The organism is Phycicoccus ginsengisoli (genome assembly GCF_054779295.1).
This window is the reverse complement of the sequence record NZ_BAAGYN010000014.1, coordinates 19,414-39,947: the sequence shown is the minus strand read 5'-3', so window position 1 is coordinate 39,947 and position 20,534 is coordinate 19,414. Positions and strand designations below refer to the sequence as shown.

Genomic DNA, 20,534 nt, shown 5'->3' with positions numbered 1-20,534 from the left:
GGTTCCTATGCCTTCCTGGCCCTGCGCCGGGAGATGAGCTGCGCGGTGAGGACGATGCCGACCGACAGGACGAACATCACCGTGCCGACGACGTTGATCTGCACCGGCGTGCCGCGCTGCGCGGCTCCCCAGACGTACATCGGGAAGGTCACCGAGCTCGGGCTCGCGTTGAAGTTGGTGATGATGTAGTCGTCGAAGCTGAGCGAGAACGCCAGCAGCGCCCCTGCCGCGATCCCGGGAGCGACCAGCGGCAGCGTCACCTTCATGAACGTCGCCACCGGGGTCGCGCCGAGGTCCGCTGCCGCCTCCTCGAGCCGCGGGTCGAGCGAGGCGACCCGCGCCTTGACGGCCACCACGACGAAGCTGACGCAGAACATGATGTGGGCGATGAGGATCGCCAGGGCGCCCGTCGACAGACCCATCATGACGAAGAGGGTCAGCAGGCTCGAGCCCATCACGACCTCCGGCGTCGCCATCGGCATGAAGATGAGCAGGTTGGTCGTCGCCCGCCCACGGAACCTGAACCGCCCCAGCGCGAACGCCACCATCGTGCCCAGGATGGTCGCGACCACCGAGGCGGTGATCCCGATCCGCAGGCTGAGCCCGAGCGAGTCGCAGATGCCCGGTGTGCCACAGGGGTTGGCCCACGCCTCCGTGGAGAACCGCACCCACTGGTAGTTGTAGCGGCCGTTGGGCTTGTTGAAGGAGAAGAGCGCGACCACGACGTTCGGCAGCAGCAGGATGAACAGCGTGAACATCGCCGCGAACGTGAGCAGGTGGCGTCGGACCCAGGCCATCAGACGAGCTCCTCGGTGCCGGCTCGCCGCACGTAGGCGGTCACGAGCGCCAGGATGAGGACCAGCAGGACGAACGACAGGGCTGCCGCGAGCGGGTAGTTGAGCACCCGCAGGAACTGCGCGTCGATGACCTGCCCGATCATCACGGTCTGGGTGTTCCCGAGCAGCTTGGAGTTGATGTAGTCACCGGCTGCCGGGATGAAGGTGAGCAGGGTGCCGGCCACGACGCCGGGCAGCGAGAGCGGCCAGGTGACGTACCGGAAGGTCTGGCGCGGCGTCGCATACAGGTCACGGGAGGCCTCGAGCAGCCTGCCGTCCAGCCGGTCCAGCGAGGTGAACAACGGCAGGATCATGAACGGCAGGAAGTTGTAGGTGAGGCCGCAGATCACCGCGAACTTGCTCGACAGGAGCGAGGAGTTCTCGGACAGGTTGAGCAGCTGGAGCAGGTCGGTGAAGTGGACGGCGCGGGCGATGCGGGCCGGCAGGTAGTTGTCGGCCAGGATCGTCTGCCACGCGAGCGTGCGGATGAGGAAGCTGGTGAAGAAGGGCGCGATGACGAGGACGAGCAGGATGTTCTTCCACGCCCCGCGCCGGCTGGCGATGAAGTACGCCAGCGGGTACCCGAGCAGCAGCGCCAGCACCGTGGCCGTCGCGGAGTACCCGATGGACCGGACCAGCTGCGGCCAGTAGTCCTGCAGGGCCTGTCCGTAGACCGCGACGTTGCCCGTGAAGGTGTAGCCGTTGTCGACGTCGCCCTCCTGCAGCGACTGCGACGCGAGCGTGATCATCGGGACGACGAAGAACACGAACAGCCACAGCAGTCCCGGAAGCAGCAGCGCGTAGGGGACCCAGTTCGTGCGTGCCCGGCGCACCGGGGGGCGCCCGGCGGAGGGCAGGGCGGCGCTACTCATCGTCGAGGTCCGCGCCGGCGGTGTCGGACTGCCGCTGGTCGAGGACGAACTCGTGCCCGGGCTCCCAGGACACCGCCACCGTCTCGCCCACGTGCGCCCGCGCCGACCCGTCGTTCTGCTGCACCACCATGAGCTCGAAGTCCCACGGCATCCGCACGAGGTACTGCGTCGACACGCCGGTGAAGGACGCGTCGGTCACCACCCCGCGCAGGGTGTTGCGCCCTGCCCCGCCGAGACGCAGCTTCTCCGGGCGCACCCCGACCCACACGTCCCGGATGCCGTCGGGCACGCGGTCCGCGCGGACGACAAGCTCCTGGTCGTGCGTGCGGGCACGCAGCAGGCCCTCGCCTGCCTCCCCCTCGATCCGCGCCCGGAGCAGGTTGGACTGGCCGAGGAAGTTCGCGACGAAGGTCGAGGCGGGGTTCTCGTAGAGCGTCGCCGGGTCAGCGAGCTGCTCGACCACGCCCTGGTTCATCACCGCGATGGAGTCGGCCATGGTCATGGCCTCCTCCTGGTCATGGGTGACGTGGATGAAGGTCAGGCCGACCTCCTGCTGGATGCGCTTGAGCTCGATCTGCATCTGGCGGCGGAGCTTGAGGTCCAGCGCGCCGAGCGGCTCGTCGAGCAGGAGGACGTCGGGGCGGTTGACGATGGCCCGGGCAAGGGCGACGCGCTGCTGCATGCCACCCGAGAGCTGGGCCGGCTTCTTGTCCGCGACGGCCTGGAGCTGGACCAGCTCGAGCGCCTCCTGCGCCTTGCGCTTCGCGTCCTTGTCGCCGCGCCGCTTGAGGCCGAACGTGACGTTGTCGGCGACCGTCATGTGCGGGAACAGCGCGTAGGACTGGAAGACGGTGTTGACGTTGCGCTTGTACGCCTTGAGGTCGGTGATGTCACGGTCACCGATGAGGATCTTGCCCGTGGTCGGGTCCTCGAGCCCGGCCACCATGCGCAGGGTGGTGGTCTTGCCGCACCCCGAGGGGCCGAGCAACGCGAAGAAGCTGCCAGCGGGCACGGTGAGATCCATCGGCTGGACGGCCGTGAAGGTGTCGAAGACCTTGCTGATGCCGACGAGCCGCAGGTCCTCCACGCCCACCCGGCGACCCGACTGCGGCCCCGCGTCGTCCGGCAGGTGCCGGAGCGTCTCGACCATGGCTCAGCCCGCCGTGAGGTCGGCGAACGCCGCGCTGTACTTGGTCTCCTCGGCGGCGGTGAGCCCCCGGAAGACGTGCGCGTTGGCGAGCGTCGCGGCGTCGGGGATGATCAGCGGGTTGTTCGCCACGCTCGGGTCCTGCTTCTCCAGCACCTGCTTGGTGCCCTGGACCGGCGAGATGTAGTTGACATAGTCGACGACCATCGCCATGACCGCCGGGTCGTAGTAGTAGTTGATGAGGGTCTCGGCGTTCTTCTTGTGCTGTGCCATGCCGGGGATGACGAAGTTGTCCGACCACAGCGTCGCGCCGGTCTTCGGCAGGACGTAGCCGAGCTTGGGGTTGTCCGCCTGCAGCTGGACCACGTCGCCGGTCCAGGCGAAGCACGCGGCGGTGTCGCCCGACGCGAGCGGCTTGGTGTACTCGTTGCCCGTAAAGCCCTTGATCTGACCGGCGTCCTTGGCCTTCTTGAGCTCGTCGATGGCGGCGTTGAAGTCCGCGTCGGTGAAGCTCTCGAGCTTCTTGCCCATCGCGAGCATCACGAGGCCGACCGTGTCGCGCATCTCGGTCAGGAGGGTGACCTTGCCCTTGAGGGCCGGGTCGGTGAGGAGCTGGTCGACGGACTCGACCTTCTTGCCGCCGGTGGCCGCGGGGTTGTACGCGATGCCGGCGAACCCGCTCTGCCACGGCAGGGAGTACAGCCGCCCCTTGTCGAACTCGACGTCGAGCAGCGACCCGTCGATGTTCTTGTGGTTGGGGATGTTGGCGAGGTCGAGCTTCTGGACGTAGCCCTGGCGGATGAGGCGGGCGACCATCCAGTCGGTGCTGCACCAGACGTCACGGCCGGTGTCCTTGCCGTCGGCGAGCAGCGGGCGCACCTTGGCGTAGAACTCGTCGTTGTCGTTGTAGTCCTCGGTGTAGTTGACCTTGATCCCGGTCTTCTTCGTGAACTCCACGAGGCTGGGGCGGGCCTGCGTCTTGTCGTTGACGTCGATGTACTCCGGCCAGTTCGACCAGTTGACCACCTTCTCGGTGTCGGACAGGTCCTGGGCGGCCTTCGCCGTCGGGGCGGCGGAGCCCGACCCCGATGCCGTGGGGTTCTTCCCCTTGCTGCCGCAGGCAGCCAGCGCCAGGGCGATGGCACCCGCACCGCCGGCCATGGCGGTGCGGCGGGTGATGGTCCCGCGTGCGAGCGCCGCGCGCAGGGCCAGGTTGTCGAGTTCGGTCATGGGGACCTCCGAGGGTCTGCCGGACGGAGCTGACCTCGCGACCGGGTGAGGGGGGACGGGACGGACGGGGGTTCCTGGCTCGGGTGGCCAGTGAGTGCGGGGGCGGGGAGGCCCCGGGATGGGGTGGCGTCGGGCCGGGGGACGAGGTGGCGTCTCGGTGGCGGCTCAGCTCTCGATGTTGGCCATGACGTGCTTGATCCGGGTGTAGTCCTCGAAGCCGTACATGGACAGGTCCTTGCCGTAGCCGCTCCGCTTGAAGCCGCCATGGGGCATCTCGGCCACGATCGGGATGTGGGTGTTGATCCAGACCGCGCCGAAGTCGAGCCGCTTGGACATGCGCATCGCACGCCCGAAGTCCCGGGTCCAGACGCTGGAGGCCAGGCCGTAGTCGACGCCGTTCGCCCAGCGCACGGCCTCGTCCTCGTCGGTGAACTGCTGGACGGTGATGACCGGCCCGAAGATCTCGTTCTGGATGGCTTCGTCGTCCTGCCTCAGCCCCGAGAGCACCGTCGGCTCGAGGAAGAAGCCGTCCCCCAGCGACGCCACCCGGTGGCCGCCCGCCGCGACCCTGGCGTGGTCGGGCAGCCGCTCGAGGAAGCCCTGGACCCGCTGGAGCTGGTTGGCGTTGTTCACCGGCCCGAACGCCGCGTCCTCGTCCTCGGGCATGCCGACCTTGGTCGAGGTGCTGGCGAACTCGGCGAGCGCCGAGACGAAGTCGTCGTGGATCCGCGGTGCTGCGAGCACCCTGGTGGCGGCGGTGCAGTCCTGCCCGGCGTTGAAGTAGCCCGCCCCTGCGATGCCCTCGACCGCCGCCTCGATGTCGGCGTCGTCGAACACCACGACCGGCGCCTTGCCCCCCAGCTCGAGGTGCACCCGCTTGACGTCGTGCGAGGCCGCCTCGGCCACCTGCATGCCGGCCCGCACCGAGCCGGTGATGGCCACCAGGGCCGCGGTCCGGTGCGACACGACGGCCCGGCCGGTCGACGCGTCGCCGGTCACGACGTTGAAGGTGCCCGGGGGGAGGAACTCGGCGGCGATCTCCGCCATCAGCAGCGTGGTCTCGGGCGTGGTGTCCGACGGCTTGAGCACGATGGTGTTGCCCGCGGCCAGCGCGGGACCGATCTTCCAGACCGCCATCATCATCGGGTAGTTCCACGGGGTCACCTGGCCGACGACGCCGATCGGCTCGCGCCGCACCCATGACGTGTGGCCCTTCATGTACTCGCCGGCCGACTTCCCCTCGAGCACCCGGGCCGCGCCGGCGAAGAACCGCAGCTGGTCCACCATCGGCGGCAGCTCCTCGCTCGCCGTCAGGGCGTGCGGCTTGCCGGTGTTCTCGGCCTCGAGGCGGACGAACTCGTCGGCGCGCCGCTCGATCGCGTCGGCGAAGCCGAGCAGCGCCTTCTGGCGCTCGCTCGGCGTGGTCTGGCCCCACTCGGCGAAGGCGGCGTCAGCGGCGGCATACGCCCTGTCGACATCGGCCTGGGACGACACGGGGGCCGTCGCCACGACCTGCGCCGTGGCCGGGTTGACGATGTCGGTCGTCGCGTCGGTCTCCGCGTCGACGTACTCGCCGTTGATGAAGTTGCGCAGGACACGCGGCGTGGGGGTCACAGAGCTCTCCCGTGGGTTCGGTACGGAATCCGGTGTCTGGAACTGTAACCGCGCCACGCGTGATTTCAATAGGTTCGGAGCAAGAGATCGCGGAAATCAACACCGATTTAAGAATTTGCCTTCGGATTCCGTTGCTGAGGGACTTGCGGACGCCTGCCGGACAGGACACCATGGCGGGCGTGACCCGGTCGGCCAACAACCACGAGGCGCGCCTCGACGACGTCGCCAAGGCGATCATCGAGCACCTCCAGGAAGACGGCCGGCAGTCCTACGCCACCATCGCAAAGTCGGTGGGGCTCTCGGAGGCCGCCGTGCGCCAGCGCGTGCAGCGGCTGCTGGACTCGGGGGTCATGCAGATCGTCGCGGTGACCGATCCGCTCCAGGTGGGCTTCCGCCGCCAGGCGATGATCGGGATCCGCGTCGACGGCGACCTCACGCCGGTGGGTGACGCGCTGACCCGGATGCCCGAGGTCGACTACGTCGTCACCACCGCCGGCAGCTTCGACCTGCTGGCCGAGGTCGTCTGCGAGGACGACGACCAGCTCCTCGAGCTGCTCACCAAGCGGGTGCGGACCCTGCCCGGGGTCCAGTCCACGGAGACCTTCGTCTACCTGAAACTCAACAAGCAGCACTACAACTGGGGAACGCGATGACCACAGAGCCCACTGCCGCCTACGAACCCTCCTCCGACCTGCGCACACCCTCGGGCGCCCTGTACTCCGAGGCGGCCCGCGACCACCTGTGGATGCACTTCACCCGCCACTCGGTCTTCGAGGACCGCAGCGACGGCGGCCTGGCCCACAGCGTGCCCATCATCGTGCGCGGTGAGGGACACAAGATCTGGGACGACCGCGGCAACGAGTACATCGACGGCCTCTCGGGCCTGTTCGTCGTCCAGGTCGGCCACGGCCGCACCGAGCTCGCCGAGGCCGCCGCCAAGCAGGCCAAGGACCTCGCGTTCTTCCCGCTGTGGTCCTACGCCCACCCCAAGGCCATCGAGCTGGCCGAGCGCCTCGCCGCCGGTGCGCCGGGCGACCTCAACCGCGTCTTCTTCACCACGGGTGGCGGCGAGGCCGTCGAGACCGCGTGGAAGCTGGCCAAGCAGTACTGGAAGCTGGTCGGCAAGCCGACCAAGCACAAGGTGATCAGCCGCTCCGTGGCGTACCACGGCACCCCCCAGGGGGCGCTGTCGATCACCGGCATCCCGGCCGCCAAGGAGATGTTCGAGCCGCTCGTGCCCGGCGCCTTCAAGGTGCCGAACACCAACTCCTACCGCGCCCCGGAGCACCTGCGCGACGACGAGAAGGCGTTCGGCCGCTGGGCCGCCGACCGGATCGCCGAGGCGATCGAGTTCGAGGGCCCCGACACGGTCGCCGCCGTCTTCCTCGAGCCGGTGCAGAACTCCGGCGGCTGCTTCCCGCCGCCGCCCGGGTACTTCGAGCGGGTCCGCGAGATCTGCGACGAGTACGACGTGCTGCTCGTCTCCGACGAGGTCATCTGCGCCTTCGGCCGGATCGGCTCGATGTTCGCCTGCGACGACTTCAACTACGTGCCCGACATCATCACCTGCGCCAAGGGCATGACCTCGGGCTACTCCCCCATCGGCGCGATGATCGCCAGCGACCGGCTGTTCGAGCCGTTCAGGAAGGGCACCACCTACTTCCCGCACGGCTACACCTTCGGTGGCCACCCGGTCTCGGCCGCGGTCGCGATGGAGAACCTCGACATCTTCGAGCGCGAGGGCCTCAACGACCACGTCAAGGAGAACGCCCCGCGGTTCCGGGCCACCCTGGAGAAGCTGCTCGACCTGCCGATCGTCGGTGACGTCCGCGGCGCCGGCTTCTTCTACGGCATCGAGCTCGTCAAGGACAAGGAGACCCGTGAGACGTTCAACGACGAGGAGTCCGAGCGGCTCCTGCGCGGCTACCTCTCCAAGGCGCTGTTCGACGCCGGCATCTACTGCCGCGCCGACGACCGTGGCGACCCCGTCATCCAGCTCGCGCCGCCGCTGATCATCGGGCAGGCGGAGTTCGACGACATCGAGAGCCGGCTCCGGTCGGTGCTCAAGGACGCCGAGAAGCACCTCTGACGACACCCGCCCCGTCAGCAGCCCCGTCAGCCGTCCCGTCACGACCGTGACCGAACCCCTGTGGTGGGCGACCGCCACCCCGGACCCGTATGCCGCGCAGCCGGTTCCGTCGTCCGCGACGGGGCCGGCCGGGGCCGCCGACTCGCCGGAGGGTCGGGGCGCCTCCTCGGCCGAGGTGCCGGCCGCCGCGGACGTCGTCATCGTGGGCGGGGGCTTCACCGGTCTGTGGACCGCGTTCTACCTGCTCGCGGCGGAGCCTGCCCTCGACGTCCTCGTGCTCGAGGCGGAGCACGTCGGCTTCGGCGCGAGCGGGCGCAACGGCGGGTGGGTGTCGTCCCTGTGGCCGGTGTCCCCGGACACCCTCGCCCGGCGGTCCGGACGGACCGCTGCGTCCGCGATGCTCGCCGCCCTGCGCGACACCGTGGACGAGGTCGGGCGGGCGACGGAATCCGTCGGCGTCGAGTGCGGTTTCCGCAAGGGCGGCACCCTGGCGCTGGCCAGGTCCACCGCGCAGGCCGAGCGTGCCCGGGCCGAGGTCGCGCACTCCGAGGCCTGGGGTACCGGGACCCGGTGGCTCGGGGCCGGCGAGGCGCGCGAGCGGTTGGACGCCTCCGACGTCCACGGTGCGACCCACAACCCGCACTGCGCCCGGGTGCACCCGCGACGCCTCGTCGACGGGCTCGCGCGTGCCGTGGTGGCCCGCGGCGCCCGCATCGTCGAGCACTGCAGGGTGTCCGAGCTGTTCCCCGGCCGCGTGGTGCTCGACGACGGCCGCACCGTCACCGCACGCCACGTCATCCGGGCCACCGAGGCCTGGACCGCGCGACTGCCGCGTCACCGACGGGTGGTGGCCCCGGTCTACTCGCTCATGGTCGCGACCGAGCCGCTCGGCCCGGACGCGTGGGACTCCATCGGCCTCGCCGGCCACGAGGTCTTCAGCGACCACCGGCACGTCATCGTCTACGGGCAGCGGACCGTCGACGACCGGATCGCGTTCGGCGGCAGGGGCGCGCCGTACCACTTCGGCTCGCGCATCCGGCCCGGGTACGACCACGAGGAGCGCGTGTTCGCCGACCTCCGCGCCACCCTCACCTCGATGCTGCCGCAGCTCGAGGGCGTCCGGTTCACGCATGCCTGGGGCGGCCCGCTCGGGATCGCCCGCGACTGGCACCCGTCGGTCGGGTACGACCCCCGCACCGGGCTCGGCTGGGCCGGTGGCTACGTCGGCGACGGCGTGGCCGCGACCAACCTGGCCGGTCGCACCCTCACCGACCTGGTGCTCGGGCGGCGGACCCCCCTCACCGAGCTGCCCTGGGTCGGCCACCGCAGCCGCCGCTGGGAGCCCGAGCCGCTGCGCTGGCTGGGGGTCAACGCCGGCCTGCGGCTGGCCTCCGCCGCCGACGCCGAGGAGGCGCGCACCGGCCGGCCGGCCCGCCTGGGCCGGGCGCTGACCGCCCTCACGGGGCACTAGGACAGACTGGCCGCCGTGGCCCTCGACCCCGCAGCCCTGTCCCCCGCCGCGCTCGACTTCCTCACCGCCCGGCACCTCGCGACCCTGACCACGCTGCGGCCCGATGGCTCGCCGCACGTCGTGCCCGTGGGCTTCACCTGGGACGGCGAGCAGCGGCTCGTGCGCGTCATCACCAGCGGCGAGAGCCGCAAGGCGCGCAACGCCGCCCTCGGCGGCCGGGCCGTCGTCTGCCAGGTCGACGGCCGCCACTGGCTCGCCCTCGAGGGCGTGGCCACGGTCCGCACCGACCCCGAGGCGGTCCAGGACGCCGTGCGCCGGTATGCCGGGCGGTACCGGACCCCGCGGGAGAACCCGGCTCGCGTCGTCGTGGAGATCGCCGTGGACCGCGTCCTGGGCAACCTGTGAGCGCCCGGTCCTAGAGTCGGCCCATGGACTCCGAGGAGATCGAGACACTCACCGACCTCGAGTCCGCCCTCGACTCCGGCGCACCCCTGTCCGGGCTGCGCCTGCAGGACCTCGACCTCACGGCATACGAGGAGCGGCTCCTGGCCCGCACGGACGTCGGAGGCCTCGTCGTCCTCGGCGGGCGGCTGTCACCCGCGCTCAGCGCCCACCTCGGCCAGCACCACGCCCTCGTCTTCCCCACCGACCCGAAGGCACCCGTCGACCCGTACCGCTCCCGGCTCTACAGTCCGGACGAGCTGTATGCCGGGCTGGAGGACCACGGCTACGACGCCACGCCGGACGCCCGGGCCTACCGGTGGACGCGGCGCGGGGCGGTGCGGCACGACGCCTTCGTCACCCTGCTGCGCGCGATCCACGACGACTCCGTCACCGACGCGCTCACCGAGTTCACCGCCGGCCGGCCCGTCGTCGGGGTCATGGGCGGGCACGCCCTCCCGCGGGGCGCCCCCGCGTACGCCCGTGCTGCGGCCCTCGCCCACGCACTGGCGGGCGCCGGCCTCATGGTCGCCACCGGCGGCGGACCCGGCGCGATGGAGGCGGCGAACCTGGGCGCCCTCGTCGCCGACGACGCCGCCCTGGACGGCGCGCTCGACCGGCTCGCCGCCGTCCCTCGCTTCCGGCCGTCGGTCACCGACTGGGCGAGGCTGGCGATGCAGGTGCGCGCGGGTCTGCCCGTCCGGACGACTCCTGGCAGCATCGGCATCCCCACCTGGTTCTACGGTCACGAGCCGCCCAACGTGTTCTGCGACGCGATCGCGAAGTACTTCTCCAACGCCATCCGCGAGGACGGCCTGCTCGCCCGGTGCACGGCGGGGCTCGTGGTGCTCGAGGGGGCGGCGGGCACCGTGCAGGAGGTGTTCCAGGCGGTGACACCGCTGTACTACGCGACCGGGAAGACCCCGTTGCCGCGGCTGGTGCTGGTCGGGCGCGACCACTGGACCGAGACGGTGCCGGTCTGGGACGCCATCCGGGCGCTCGGGCGAGACCGCGGGCTCGCCGGCGCCGTCCACCTCGTCGACACGGTCGAGGAGGCCGCCGCCGTCATCCTCCAGGGCGTCGGCGCCTGACTCCCGGCGCTCGCTGCGATCCTCGCGCTGTCGTCGTCAGTCGAAGACGATGGTGCGGCGGCCGCGCAGCACCACCCGGTGCTCGGCGTGCCAGCGCAGGGCGCGGGCGAACGCCATCGCCTCGAGCTCCTGCCCGACCGACGCGAGCTCGGCCGGCGTCATCCGGTGGTCCACCCGCCGGAAGTCCTGCTCGATGATCGGCCCCTCGTCGAGGTCCTCCGTGACGTAGTGGGCGGTCGCACCGATCACCTTGACCCCGCGGTCGTGGGCCTGGGTGTAGGGCCTGGCGCCCTTGAAGCTGGGCAGCAACGAGTGGTGGATGTTGATGATGCGGCCCGGGAGGTCCGCGCACAGCTGCGGCGAGAGCACCTGCATGTAGCGCGCCAGGGCGATCGTGTCGGCGTCGTGCTCGCGCACCAGCCGGCGCAGCTCGTCCTCGGCGGCCGGCTTCGTCGCCGCCGTGACGGGGACGTGGTGGAAGGGCACCCCGTGCCACGCGGCGAGCTCGCGGAAGTCCTCGTGGTTCGACACGACCGCCGGCACCTCGATCGGCAGCGAGCCGGTCCGGACCCGGAAGAGCAGGTCGTTGAGGCAGTGCCCCTGCCGGCTCACCAGCACCAGCACCCGCGGCCTGCGGGCGAGGTCGTGCACGGCGACCGCCATCGCGAACCTCTCCGCGAGCGGTGCCACGGCTGCCTCCACCTCGGCCACGTCGACGGGGTCGCCCTCCCGGGCCAGGTGCATCCGCAGGTGGAACTCCCCCGACGACGCGTCGGCGAACTGCTGGCTGTCGACGATGGTCATCGCCAGCTCGAGCGCCACCCCGGTCACCGCGTGGACGATGCCGCGCTGGTCGGGGCAGGAGACCGTGAGGACGAACTCGCGCCCGGGCGGGGGGCCGAGCGGGACCGGCTGGCTGTGCACGCGCCACAGCGTAGGGCCGCGTCCCCACCGGCCGGGTTGCCGGTCCACGGGCCTGCCCCCGCGTCGATGCGCGGGGAGGCCTCCCCATTGCCGCAGGTCGTGGGTGGTGCGAGGGTTCCCCCCAGGCACAGGCAGGGAGCACGCAGGGGAGGAGCAGGGCATGCGCACCACCGAGGGGCATGGCGGGGGCGGGCACTCGGAGCGCTTCCGGGTGGAGCCCGGAGCGGTCCGGGCCATGGGGTCGGCCCTGGTCGACTACGGGACCCAGTGCGGGGAGGCGCGTTCGTACGCCGCGGGCAACCTGCAGCTCCAAGGCAGCGGCGGTGCGGTGATGACGAGCTTCATCGGCTGGATCTACGACCTCGACGGCGCCCTGTCGCAGTTCTTCGCCGACCTCGAGCGGGTCGTGGGCGCCTCCGGGACCGGCCTCAAGCAGGCCGCGAAGCTCTACGAGCACCTCGACCACGACGCCGCCGTCCGGCTCGACCGCGCGTACTGGAGCCACTGAGATGAAGGCGGTCCCGGACGGAGGCGGCGGAGGCTACCCCGCCTCGAACCTCATCACCCCGTACCCCTCCCAGCCGATCGGCGAGGAGTGGGACGCGATCACCGGCTTCGTCGGCCGGATCCCCTCGCTCGGCCACTTCGGCTGGAAGGCGTTCGAGCTCGTGAGCGGCGAGGACATCCCCGCCTACTGGGCCGACAAGCTCGCCGGCAACTGGGACGAGGTGGCGAAGTGCGCCGCCGCGGCCAGGAACCTCGGCGACTTCTGCGGCTCGCTGGCCACCGGCCTCAACGCCCAGGTCACCGTCGCCCGGGAGAGCTGGACCGGCGAGGCGGCCCAGGCGATGGAGGTCTACTTCGCCGGCCTCACCGCCCAGCTCGCCACGATGGAGGACAACCTGCAGTCCCTCGCCGACGACTGCGACACGACGGCCTTCGGCATCCGCCACTGCTACACCGCCGTCGAGAACATCGTCGAGTCCCTCATGGACGCGCTCATCGGCATCTGCATCGCCCTGGCCGCGGCGGCCGCCGGCAGCTGGACCGGGATCGGCGGGCTCCTCGGAGCGGCCGGCGTCGGGGCCGGGGTCACCTTCGCCATCTCGCTCGTCAACGACGCGATCGGGGCGATGGAGACCGCCTTCCAGCTGGCCGACGGCATCATGGCCGTCTTCCCGGCGACACTGGGCCTGGTCAAGTCGACCCAGGTGGTGCAGATCGCCTCCCAGGGCTACATCAACAACCTGGTGGACGGATGAGCACCGACGACGTGGGAAGCGGTGGCAGCCCGGCGGACGAGCTGCGACCCCCCGTGCTTCCCCACGCCGGCGCGGCCAACCCCGCCCTCGACCGGCTCGTGCGGGAGAACCTGCGCCGACTCGCCGAGGTGACCGAAGACCCCGCGCTTCAGCGGCGGATGCGCGAGGTCGTCGCCGGGCGCGCCTCGCTCCGCGAGCTCGCGGTCAGCAGCGACTTCCAGTCGTTCCTCGAGCCCCTCGTGGAGTCGGGTCTCGAGCACTGGCAGCGGTTGCCCGAGACCGAGCGCGAGGCGTATGCCGAGCAGGGGCTGCACGGGAACCTGCCCGTGCCGGACGACCGAACCGCCGGCGACCCCGTCGACCCCGCGGCCCGTGACGGCCAGACCCGGGACGGCCAGAGCCGGGACGGCGAGGACCAGGGCGGTCGAGGACCGGCCGGGACCTGGTGAGGCCGGTCTAGGCGGTCGCCGCCGCGAGCTGGCCGCAGGCGCCGTCGATGTCCTGGCCACGGGTGTCGCGGATCGTCGTCGGCACCCCGTGGGCGCGCAGCCGCTCGACGAACTGCTGCTCCACCCCCGGCCGGGAGGCCGTCCACTTCGACCCGGGGGTCGGGTTGAGCGGGATCGGGTTGACGTGCACCCAGCCGCGGCCGCGCGCGGCGAGCTTCTCGCCGAGCAGGTCGGCGCGCCACGCCTGGTCGTTGATGTCGCGGATCAGGGCGTACTCGATGCTCACCCGGCGGCCGGTCGCCTGGTAGTAGCGGTGGGCGGCGTCGATCGCCTCGTCGACCTTCCAGCGGGTGTTGATGGGCACGAGCTCGTCGCGCAGCTCGTCGTCGGGGGCGTGCAGCGACAGGGCCAGCGTGACGGGGATGCCCTCACCGGCCAGCTTGTCGATGGCCGGCACGAGTCCGACCGTCGACATCGTGATCCCGCGGGCCGACATGCCCAGACCGTCCGGTGCAGGGTCGGTCATGCGGCGGATCGCGCCGATCGCGGCCTTGTAGTTGGCCAGCGCCTCCCCCATGCCCATGAACACGACGTTCGAGATCCGGGTGGGGCCGGCGACCTCGGCCGGCCCGTCCTCGTCGCCCAGCTCGGCCCCCTCGGAGCTGCCGACGCTGGGAGCCAGGTCGCCGCGGCGCAGCTGCCGCGCGGCATACACGACCTGCTCGACGATCTCGGCGGCCGACAGGTTGCGGGTGAGGCCGGCCTGCCCCGTGGCGCAGAACGGGCAGTTCATGCCGCAGCCCGCCTGGCTGGAGATGCAGATGGTGACCCGGCGGGGGTAGCGCATCAGCACCGACTCGACGATGGCGCCGTCGTGCAGCCGCCAGGCCGACTTGATCGTCGCGCCGTCGTCGGCAGTGCGCTGGACGTGCGGGGTGAGCAGCGGCGGGAGCAGGTCGCGGACCAGGTCGTCGCGGATCGCCTTGGGCAGGTCGGTCATCTCCTCGGGCGACTCGACCAGCCGCTCGAAGTAGTGGGTGGACAGCTGCTTGGCGCGGAAGCCCTTGTGGCCGAGGGCCTCGACCGCCTCCTTGCGCTCGGCAGGGGTCAGGTCGGCCAGGTGTCGCGGCGGCTTGCCGCGCCGGGGCGCCGCGAAGGTCAGCTGGCCCGGACGCGGCCTCCCGGTGGTCGGCTCGGGAAGGTCGGTGCTCACGGGACCGCCACCACGAGCAGGGCCCAGGCCAGGGGCGCGACCAGCAGGAGGCTGTCCAGGCGGTCCATGATGCCGCCGTGGCCGGGGAGGATGTTGCTCATGTCCTTGATGCCGAGGTCTCTCTTCAGGGTGGACTCGGTGAGGTCGCCGACGGTGGCCGCCACGGCGGCGGAGGCGCCCAGGGCCGCTCCAGCCCACCAGGGCCCGTCGAGCAGGAGGACGACGGCCACCGCGCCGCCGACCACACAGGTGAGGACCGAGCCGGCGAAGCCCTCCCACGACTTCTTGGGGCTCACCGACGGCGCCATGGGGTGGCGCCCGAAGAGCACACCGAATGCATACCCGCCGACGTCGCTGAGCACCGTCACGAGGATGAACACGACGACCCGCTGCGCGCCCTTGTCGGCGGCGAGCAGGAGCGAGGCGAACCCGGCGAGGAAGCCCGGGTAGACGGCGACGAGGAAGCCGCCCGCGATGTCGCGCACCGCACCCTGCACCCCGTCGGCGACCCGCCACAGCAGGATGCCGACGCAGGTGAGGCCCAGGGTGACGACGAGCGCCTGTCCCCCGCCGACGTACGCAGAGAGCACCATGCTCACGGCACCGACCAGGCTCGGGACGAGCGGCACGTGGATCGCCGCCCGGGTCAGCGCCCGGCGCAGCTCCCACACACCCACCGCCACGGCCGCGGCCACCACGACGAGCATCAGCTCCTTGCGGAAGACCAGCGAGGCGATGACCACCGCACCCAGGCTGACCCCGACCCCGATCGCCGCGGGCAGGTTGCGGCCTGCCCGCGAGGGGGACGCCGACGCCTCGGACGCCGAACGGCGACGCGGCTCCGGCGGCTGCGCGGGGTCGGCTCCCCCACCCGCGTCGCGGCGGGCGCTGCGGGAGTCGGGGGTGGTCATGGTGGGCTCCACGTCAGGCGGTGAGCTGCCTCAGACCTCGAGGAGCTCGGCCTCCTTGCCCTTGAGCAGCTCGTCGACGGTGTCGACGTACTTCTTGGTCGTGGCGTCGAGCTCCTTCTCGCCACGCGTGCCGTCGTCCTCGCCCACCTCGCCGTCCTTGACCAGCTTGTCCAGCTCGTCCTTGGCCTTGCGGCGGATGTTGCGGATGGAGACCTTGGCCTCCTCGCCCTTGTGGCGAGCCAGCTTGATGTAGTCCCTGCGCCGCTCCTCGGTGAGCTGGGGCAGCACGCAGCGGATGACGTTGCCGTCGTTGCTGGGGTTCACCCCGAGGTCGGAGTCGCGCAGGGTCTTCTCGATCTCGTGCATCGCCGACTTGTCGAACGGCGAGATGAGGATGGTGCGCGCCTCGGGGGTCTGGAACGACGCCAGCTGCTGCAACGGCGTCGGGGAGCCGTAGTAGTCGACCGTGAGCTTGTTGAACATGCCCGGGGTGGCCCGCCCGGTGCGGATGCCGGCGAAGTCCTCCTTGGCGACCTCGACGGCCTTCTCCATCTTCTCCTCGGCCTCGAGAAGGGTTTCCTCGATCATGGTCCTGCTCCTTGTCGGGCGCCGGCCTGGTGGGCGGCGCCGGGATGTGGTCGGTATGCCGGGTGGCGGGCTCGGCACGTCACCCGGGGGTGACCAGCGTTCCGATCCTCTCACCACGCAGGGCCCGCACGACGTTGCCCTCCCCCTCCATGCCGAAGACCACCATGGGCAGCTTGTTGTCCATGCAGAGGCTGAAGGCGGCGGCGTCGACGACGCGCAGCCCCCGCTGGAGGGCCTCCTCGTAGGTGATCTCGTCGTACTTGCGGGCGTCGGGGTTCGTCCGGGGGTCGGAGTCGTAGACCCCGTCGACGCCGTTCTTGCTCATGAGCACGGCGTCGCACTTGATCTCCAGCGCGCGCTGGGCCGAGACGGTGTCGGTGGAGAAGTAGGGCATCCCGGCCCCGGCCCCGAAGATGACGACCCGGCCCTTCTCGAGGTGGCGGATCGCCCGGCGCGGGATGTACGGCTCGGCGACCTGGCCCATCGTGATCGCGGTCTGGACCCGGGTCTCGATGCCCTCCTTCTCGAGGAAGTCCTGCAGGGCCAGGCAGTTCATCACCGTGCCGAGCATGCCCATGTAGTCGGCCCGGGTGCGGTCCAGGCCCTGTTGCTGGAGCTCGGCCCCACGGAAGAAGTTGCCACCGCCGACGACGACCGCCACCTCGATGCCCTCGCGGACCGACTGGGCGATCTGGCGGGCGACGGTCCGCACGACGTCGGGGGACAGCCCGATCTTGCCGCCTCCGAACACCTCACCCGAGAGCTTCAGGAGCACCCGGCGGGAGTGCCCGGTGTGCGCGGCGGGGATCGTGTGCTCGGGCGCAGCTGTCACGGCAGCTCCTTCGGAGTCGTCGGGCGGTCACCGCATGATTCCACACCCAGGGGGCCCCAGCCGAACAGCGCGGACCGGGCAGCACGGGCTCGGCGCCCGCCCCCGCGGCGCGGGCCGACCACGCCCGGCGGCCCGCGGCCGACCGGGGTGTCTGGCAGAGTGGCAGCCCACCCACCTGCGAAGGAGCCCCTGGATGAGGTCTGGAATCCTGCCCGGTCACCGCGACGAGTCCGTCCGTCCCCAGGACGACCTGTTCCGGCACGCCAACGGCACGTGGGTCGCCCAGACGGAGATCCCCGGCGACCGCGGCCGGTACGGCACCTTCGACCTGCTGCGCGAGCAGTCCGACGAGCGGGTGCGCCGCCTCATCGAGCGCGCGGCGGCCGACACCACGGCCGAGCCCGGCTCCGCCACCCGCAAGGTCGGCGACCTCTACAACTCGTTCATGGACGAGGCCCGGGCCGAGGAGCTCGGCCTCGAGCCGGTCCGCAAGCACCTCGAGGAGATCGGGAAGACCACCGGCACCGACGAGCTCTTCCTCACGATGGGCCGCCTGCAGCGCCTCGGGGTGCCCGGGCTGCTCAACCTGGGCGTCGCCCCGGACGCGAAGAACCCCGACGAGTACATCGTCTACCTCGGCCAGGGCGGCCTGGGGCTCCCGGACGAGTCCTACTACCGCGAGGAGCGGCACGCGGCGGTCCGCGAGGCGTACCTGCCGTTCGTCGCCAGGCTCCTGTCGATGGCCGGCATCGGCGACGGCTCGACCGGCGCGGGCTCCCCTGCCGCCGCGGTGGTGGCGCTGGAGACCAAGATCGCGGGGCACCACTGGGACAACGTGGCCACCCGCGACGCGGTCAAGACGTACAACCCCTACAACTTCTACGACCTCGAGGACCTCGCCCCCGGCGTCATGTGGGTCGACTGGGCCCGCGGGCTCAAGGCGCGGGACGCGGTCGAGGACGTCATCGTCGGCGAGCCCAGCTTCCTCGAGGGCGTCTCGGTCCTGCTCGACGAGGAGCTGATCGACCACTGGGCCTGGTGGCAAAGCTTCCACCTGCTGCGCTGGGCCGCTCCGCTGCTGAGCAAGGAGTGGGTCGACGCCGAGTTCGACTTCACCGGCCGGGTCGTCTCCGGGCTGCCGCAGAACCGCGAGCGGTGGAAGCGCGGCGTCTCCTTGGTCGAGGGCGCGATCGGCGAGGCCGTGGGACAGCTGTATGCCGAGGAGTTCTTCCCGCCATCGGCCAAGGAGCGGATGCTCGAGCTCGTCGGCAACCTCGTCGAGGCGTTCCGGCGCTCGTTCGAGGGCCTGGACTGGATGGGCCCGGAGACGCGGGCGCAGGCGCTGGAGAAGCTCGCCTCCTTCACGCCCAAGGTCGGCTACCCCGACCGCTGGCGGGACTACTCCTCGCTGGTCATCGACGACGACCTGTTCGGCAACGTGCGCCGGGCCGCGGAGTTCGAGTTCCAGCGCCAGCTGGACAAGCTCGGCGGCCCGGTCGACCGCGACGAGTGGCTGATGCTGCCGCAGACGGTCAACGCCTACTACCACCCGCTCATGAACGAGATCGTCTTCCCGGCCGGGATCCTCCAGCCCCCGTTCTTCGACCTGGAGGCCGACGACGCGGTCAACTACGGCGGCATCGGAGCCGTGATCGGCCACGAGATCGGCCACGGCTTCGACGACCAGGGCTCGCGCTACGACGCCAAGGGCGCCCTGCGCGACTGGTGGACCGAGGAGGACCGCGCCCGGTTCGACGAGCGCACCCAGGCGCTCATCGCCCAGTTCAGCGAGCTGTCCCCCCTCGCCGCGCCGGACGAGAAGGTCAACGGCGCCCTGACCGTCGGCGAGAACATCGGCGACCTGGGCGGCCTCGCGATCGGCTACGCGGCATACCGCATCGCCACGGAGGGTCGGGAGGTGCCGGAGCTCGACGGGTACACGGGGCCGCAGCGCTTCTTCCTCGGCTGGGCGCAGGTCTGGTCGGGCAAGGCGCGCCCGGAGGAGGCCAAGCGGCTGCTCGCCATCGACCCGCACTCGCCGACCGAGGTCCGCGCGAACGCCGTGCGCAACTGCGACGAGTTCCACGAGGCGTTCGGCGTCACCGAGGGCGACGGCATGTGGCTGGCGCCGCAGGACCGCGTCCACATCTTCTGAGAGGCGGGAGCGGATCCATGAGCGAGGAGCGCGAGATCCTCACCTGGGACCTGTTCGGGACGGCGGTCCGCGAGCTGGCGACGGCGGTCGCCGCGGACTACCGGCCCGACATGGTCCTGTCCATCGCCCGTGGCGGGCTCCTCATCGGGGGCGGCCTCGGCTACGCCCTCGGGGTGAAGAACACCTACACGATGAACGTCGAGTTCTACACCGGCGTCGACGAGCGGCTCGAGGTGCCGCGCATCCTGCCGCCGGCGCCCGACTTCGTCGACCTGCACGACGCCCGGGTCCTCATCGCCGACGACGTGGCCGACACGGGGCACACGCTCCGGTCGGTGCAGGAGTTCTGCGCGGGCAAGGTCGGCGAGGTGCGCACGGCGGTGATCTACGAGAAGCCCCACTCGGTCGTGAGGTGTGACTACGTCTGGCGCCGCACCGACCGCTGGATCAACTTCCCGTGGAGCGACAGGCCGCCGGTGACCCAGGACGCGGACGCGGTCCTCGACGCCTGAGTCGCCCGAGTCAGCTGAGTCAGCCGAGTCAGAACCCGGCGTACCGCAGCATGAAGTCCGTCTCCGTGTCGCGGCCGCCCTCCGGGTCCGGCGGGGCCTCCACGGGCTGGGTGGTCACCAGCGCCTCCGGGGGCACCCGCTCGGGCAGCTTCGTGAAGTCCGGCAGCTCCCGACGCCTGGGCGCCGGCGCGGGCGCCGCGGTGCGTGCACGCTTCCCCATGACCGCAGTATGCCGTATGCCGTGTGCAGGGCAGCCCTGCGCTGGACCCGTGGGCGTCGGCGTGGGTCAGCCCGGCACGCGCGCGATGGTGATCGGTCCGACCACCGAGAACGTGCCCGGCGCGTCCGGCTGCCCCCACCGCGAGACGAAGTCGCACGTCCTCGTGGCACCGGTGAGCCCCTGCTTGGCGCCCCGCGTCCGGGTGCCGAGGACCTCCAGCCCCGCGTAGGACGGCGGCGGTGCCGTGAGGTAGCCGGGCGCGCGGTAGTGCGTGTCGCCGAGGATGACGTAGTGGCCCGTGAGCGGCCCCTGCGTGATCCACAGGGTGTCCGACGGGGGCAGGGCCACCCACTGGTCCGGGGCCACCCTGACGTCTCCGCAGAAGAGCAGGGCGTCCGGGAGCCAGGTGGTGGGCTCCGCCGACGCACTCCCGGCCGTGCCGAGCCCCACCGTCCCCGCCACCACGAGGGCCGCTGCTGCCGTCCGTGCTGCACTGCGTGCTGCTGTCCGCGTGTCCATCGTGGTCTCCTCCCGGCCGCTTGCCGAGGTCACCCTCCAGCGTGGCCGGTCGGAGGCGCCGGCGAAGGGCCGGAGGTCCCGGGTATCGCGGGGCGCCGTCACGGCATCCACGCAGCGGGGCCCCTCACCGCGGACGGTGAGGGGCCCCGCTGGGATGT

Annotated in this window: 22 protein-coding genes; 10 read left to right on the top strand and 12 right to left on the bottom strand. The window is 71.4% G+C overall.

Going from position 1 to position 20,534, the window contains the following annotated elements; genetic code table 11:
- Nucleotides 1-5 precede the first annotated feature (5 nt).
- From ACYVDO_RS18640 to ACYVDO_RS18620, 5 genes are all read right to left on the bottom strand, one after another.
- A complete protein-coding gene (locus ACYVDO_RS18640) occupies nt 6-797 on the bottom strand; it encodes an ABC transporter permease (protein WP_460938701.1) in 792 nt (263 codons plus the stop codon).
- On the bottom strand, nt 797-1,708 hold the full coding sequence (locus ACYVDO_RS18635; RefSeq protein WP_460938699.1) for an ABC transporter permease: 912 nt from the start codon (nt 1,706-1,708) through the stop codon (nt 797-799). The genes ACYVDO_RS18640 and ACYVDO_RS18635 overlap by 1 nt, the downstream gene beginning before the upstream one ends.
- Nucleotides 1,701-2,858: an ABC transporter ATP-binding protein gene (locus tag ACYVDO_RS18630; protein ID WP_460938697.1), complete on the bottom strand. Its 1,158-nt coding sequence runs from the start codon at nt 2,856-2,858 to the stop codon at nt 1,701-1,703. Before ACYVDO_RS18630 ends, ACYVDO_RS18635 begins: the two co-directional genes overlap by 8 nt.
- 3 nt (nt 2,859-2,861) lie before the next feature.
- A complete protein-coding gene (locus tag ACYVDO_RS18625; protein WP_460938695.1) occupies nt 2,862-4,085 on the bottom strand; it encodes a polyamine ABC transporter substrate-binding protein in 1,224 nt (407 codons plus the stop codon).
- A 165-nt stretch (nt 4,086-4,250) separates the two neighbouring features.
- Nucleotides 4,251-5,699, bottom strand: a complete 1,449-nt coding sequence (locus tag ACYVDO_RS18620) for a gamma-aminobutyraldehyde dehydrogenase (protein WP_460938693.1) — start codon at nt 5,697-5,699, stop codon at nt 4,251-4,253.
- A 170-nt stretch (nt 5,700-5,869) separates the two neighbouring features.
- On the opposite strand from ACYVDO_RS18620, the gene ACYVDO_RS18615 reads away from it, so the two are divergent.
- From ACYVDO_RS18615 to ACYVDO_RS18595, 5 genes are read left to right on the top strand one after another with little or no spacing between them, the layout of a single operon-like run.
- Nucleotides 5,870-6,352, top strand: coding sequence for an Lrp/AsnC family transcriptional regulator (locus ACYVDO_RS18615; protein ID WP_460938691.1), 483 nt, complete (start codon nt 5,870-5,872; stop codon nt 6,350-6,352).
- Complete coding sequence (locus ACYVDO_RS18610; protein ID WP_460938689.1) at nt 6,349-7,788, top strand: aspartate aminotransferase family protein; 1,440 nt, start codon at nt 6,349-6,351, stop codon at nt 7,786-7,788. The genes ACYVDO_RS18615 and ACYVDO_RS18610 overlap by 4 nt, the downstream gene beginning before the upstream one ends.
- A gap of 46 nt (nt 7,789-7,834) precedes the next feature.
- Nucleotides 7,835-9,259 (top strand): NAD(P)/FAD-dependent oxidoreductase, encoded by a 1,425-nt coding sequence (locus ACYVDO_RS18605; protein WP_460938687.1) that lies wholly within the window; start codon nt 7,835-7,837, stop codon nt 9,257-9,259.
- A gap of 15 nt (nt 9,260-9,274) precedes the next feature.
- On the top strand, nt 9,275-9,664 hold the full coding sequence (locus ACYVDO_RS18600) for a pyridoxamine 5'-phosphate oxidase family protein (RefSeq protein ID WP_460938685.1): 390 nt from the start codon (nt 9,275-9,277) through the stop codon (nt 9,662-9,664).
- Nucleotides 9,665-9,687: 23 nt separating this feature from the next.
- The gene (locus ACYVDO_RS18595) at nt 9,688-10,791 is read left to right on the top strand and encodes an LOG family protein (protein WP_460938683.1); all 1,104 of its coding nucleotides are present in this window, start codon (nt 9,688-9,690) and stop codon (nt 10,789-10,791) included.
- A gap of 36 nt (nt 10,792-10,827) precedes the next feature.
- Here the strand turns inward: ACYVDO_RS18595 and purU are convergent, their stop codons facing one another.
- Nucleotides 10,828-11,715 carry a formyltetrahydrofolate deformylase gene (purU, locus tag ACYVDO_RS18590; RefSeq protein ID WP_460938681.1) on the bottom strand — a complete coding sequence of 296 codons (888 nt, stop codon included), beginning with the start codon at nt 11,713-11,715 and terminating at the stop codon, nt 10,828-10,830.
- 160 nt (nt 11,716-11,875) lie between these two features.
- Here purU and ACYVDO_RS18585 point away from each other — a divergent pair, with 160 nt between their 5' ends.
- Genes ACYVDO_RS18585 through ACYVDO_RS18575 form a run of 3 tightly spaced genes read left to right on the top strand, consistent with a single transcriptional unit; the run spans nt 11,876 to nt 13,426 of the window.
- Nucleotides 11,876-12,223, top strand: coding sequence for a hypothetical protein (locus ACYVDO_RS18585; protein ID WP_460938679.1), 348 nt, complete (start codon nt 11,876-11,878; stop codon nt 12,221-12,223).
- Nucleotide 12,224: 1 nt separating this feature from the next.
- Nucleotides 12,225-12,977: a WXG100 family type VII secretion target gene (locus ACYVDO_RS18580; RefSeq protein ID WP_460938677.1), complete on the top strand. Its 753-nt coding sequence runs from the start codon at nt 12,225-12,227 to the stop codon at nt 12,975-12,977.
- Entirely contained in the window at nt 12,974-13,426 is a 453-nt protein-coding gene (locus tag ACYVDO_RS18575) for a hypothetical protein (RefSeq protein WP_460938675.1), read from the top strand. Before ACYVDO_RS18580 ends, ACYVDO_RS18575 begins: the two co-directional genes overlap by 4 nt.
- A gap of 7 nt (nt 13,427-13,433) precedes the next feature.
- Here ACYVDO_RS18575 and rlmN read toward each other — a convergent pair whose 3' ends face one another.
- The 4 genes from rlmN to pyrH all read right to left on the bottom strand — a co-directional run bounded on the left by rlmN (nt 13,434) and on the right by pyrH (nt 16,970).
- Nucleotides 13,434-14,639, bottom strand: a complete 1,206-nt coding sequence (gene rlmN / locus ACYVDO_RS18570; protein ID WP_460938673.1) for a dual-specificity RNA methyltransferase RlmN — start codon at nt 14,637-14,639, stop codon at nt 13,434-13,436.
- Nucleotides 14,636-15,550, bottom strand: coding sequence for a phosphatidate cytidylyltransferase (locus tag ACYVDO_RS18565; protein WP_460938671.1), 915 nt, complete (start codon nt 15,548-15,550; stop codon nt 14,636-14,638). Before ACYVDO_RS18565 ends, rlmN begins: the two co-directional genes overlap by 4 nt.
- A gap of 30 nt (nt 15,551-15,580) precedes the next feature.
- The gene (gene frr, locus ACYVDO_RS18560) at nt 15,581-16,138 is read right to left on the bottom strand and encodes a ribosome recycling factor (RefSeq protein WP_460938669.1); all 558 of its coding nucleotides are present in this window, start codon (nt 16,136-16,138) and stop codon (nt 15,581-15,583) included.
- 79 nt (nt 16,139-16,217) lie between these two features.
- Nucleotides 16,218-16,970, bottom strand: coding sequence for a UMP kinase (gene pyrH, locus ACYVDO_RS18555; RefSeq protein ID WP_460938667.1), 753 nt, complete (start codon nt 16,968-16,970; stop codon nt 16,218-16,220).
- A gap of 193 nt (nt 16,971-17,163) precedes the next feature.
- Here pyrH and ACYVDO_RS18550 point away from each other — a divergent pair, with 193 nt between their 5' ends.
- Together ACYVDO_RS18550 and ACYVDO_RS18545 are read left to right on the top strand one after the other, a co-directional pair.
- Entirely contained in the window at nt 17,164-19,125 is a 1,962-nt protein-coding gene (locus ACYVDO_RS18550) for a M13 family metallopeptidase (RefSeq protein ID WP_460938665.1), read from the top strand.
- A 17-nt stretch (nt 19,126-19,142) separates the two neighbouring features.
- Nucleotides 19,143-19,637, top strand: coding sequence for a phosphoribosyltransferase (locus ACYVDO_RS18545; protein ID WP_460938663.1), 495 nt, complete (start codon nt 19,143-19,145; stop codon nt 19,635-19,637).
- Nucleotides 19,638-19,665: 28 nt separating this feature from the next.
- On the opposite strand, the gene ACYVDO_RS18540 is transcribed toward ACYVDO_RS18545, so the two are convergent.
- Both ACYVDO_RS18540 and ACYVDO_RS18535 read right to left on the bottom strand, forming a co-directional pair.
- Nucleotides 19,666-19,857 (bottom strand): heme biosynthesis protein HemY, encoded by a 192-nt coding sequence (locus ACYVDO_RS18540; RefSeq protein WP_460938661.1) that lies wholly within the window; start codon nt 19,855-19,857, stop codon nt 19,666-19,668.
- 66 nt (nt 19,858-19,923) lie between these two features.
- On the bottom strand, nt 19,924-20,376 hold the full coding sequence (locus ACYVDO_RS18535; protein ID WP_460938659.1) for a hypothetical protein: 453 nt from the start codon (nt 20,374-20,376) through the stop codon (nt 19,924-19,926).
- Nucleotides 20,377-20,534 lie beyond the last annotated feature (158 nt).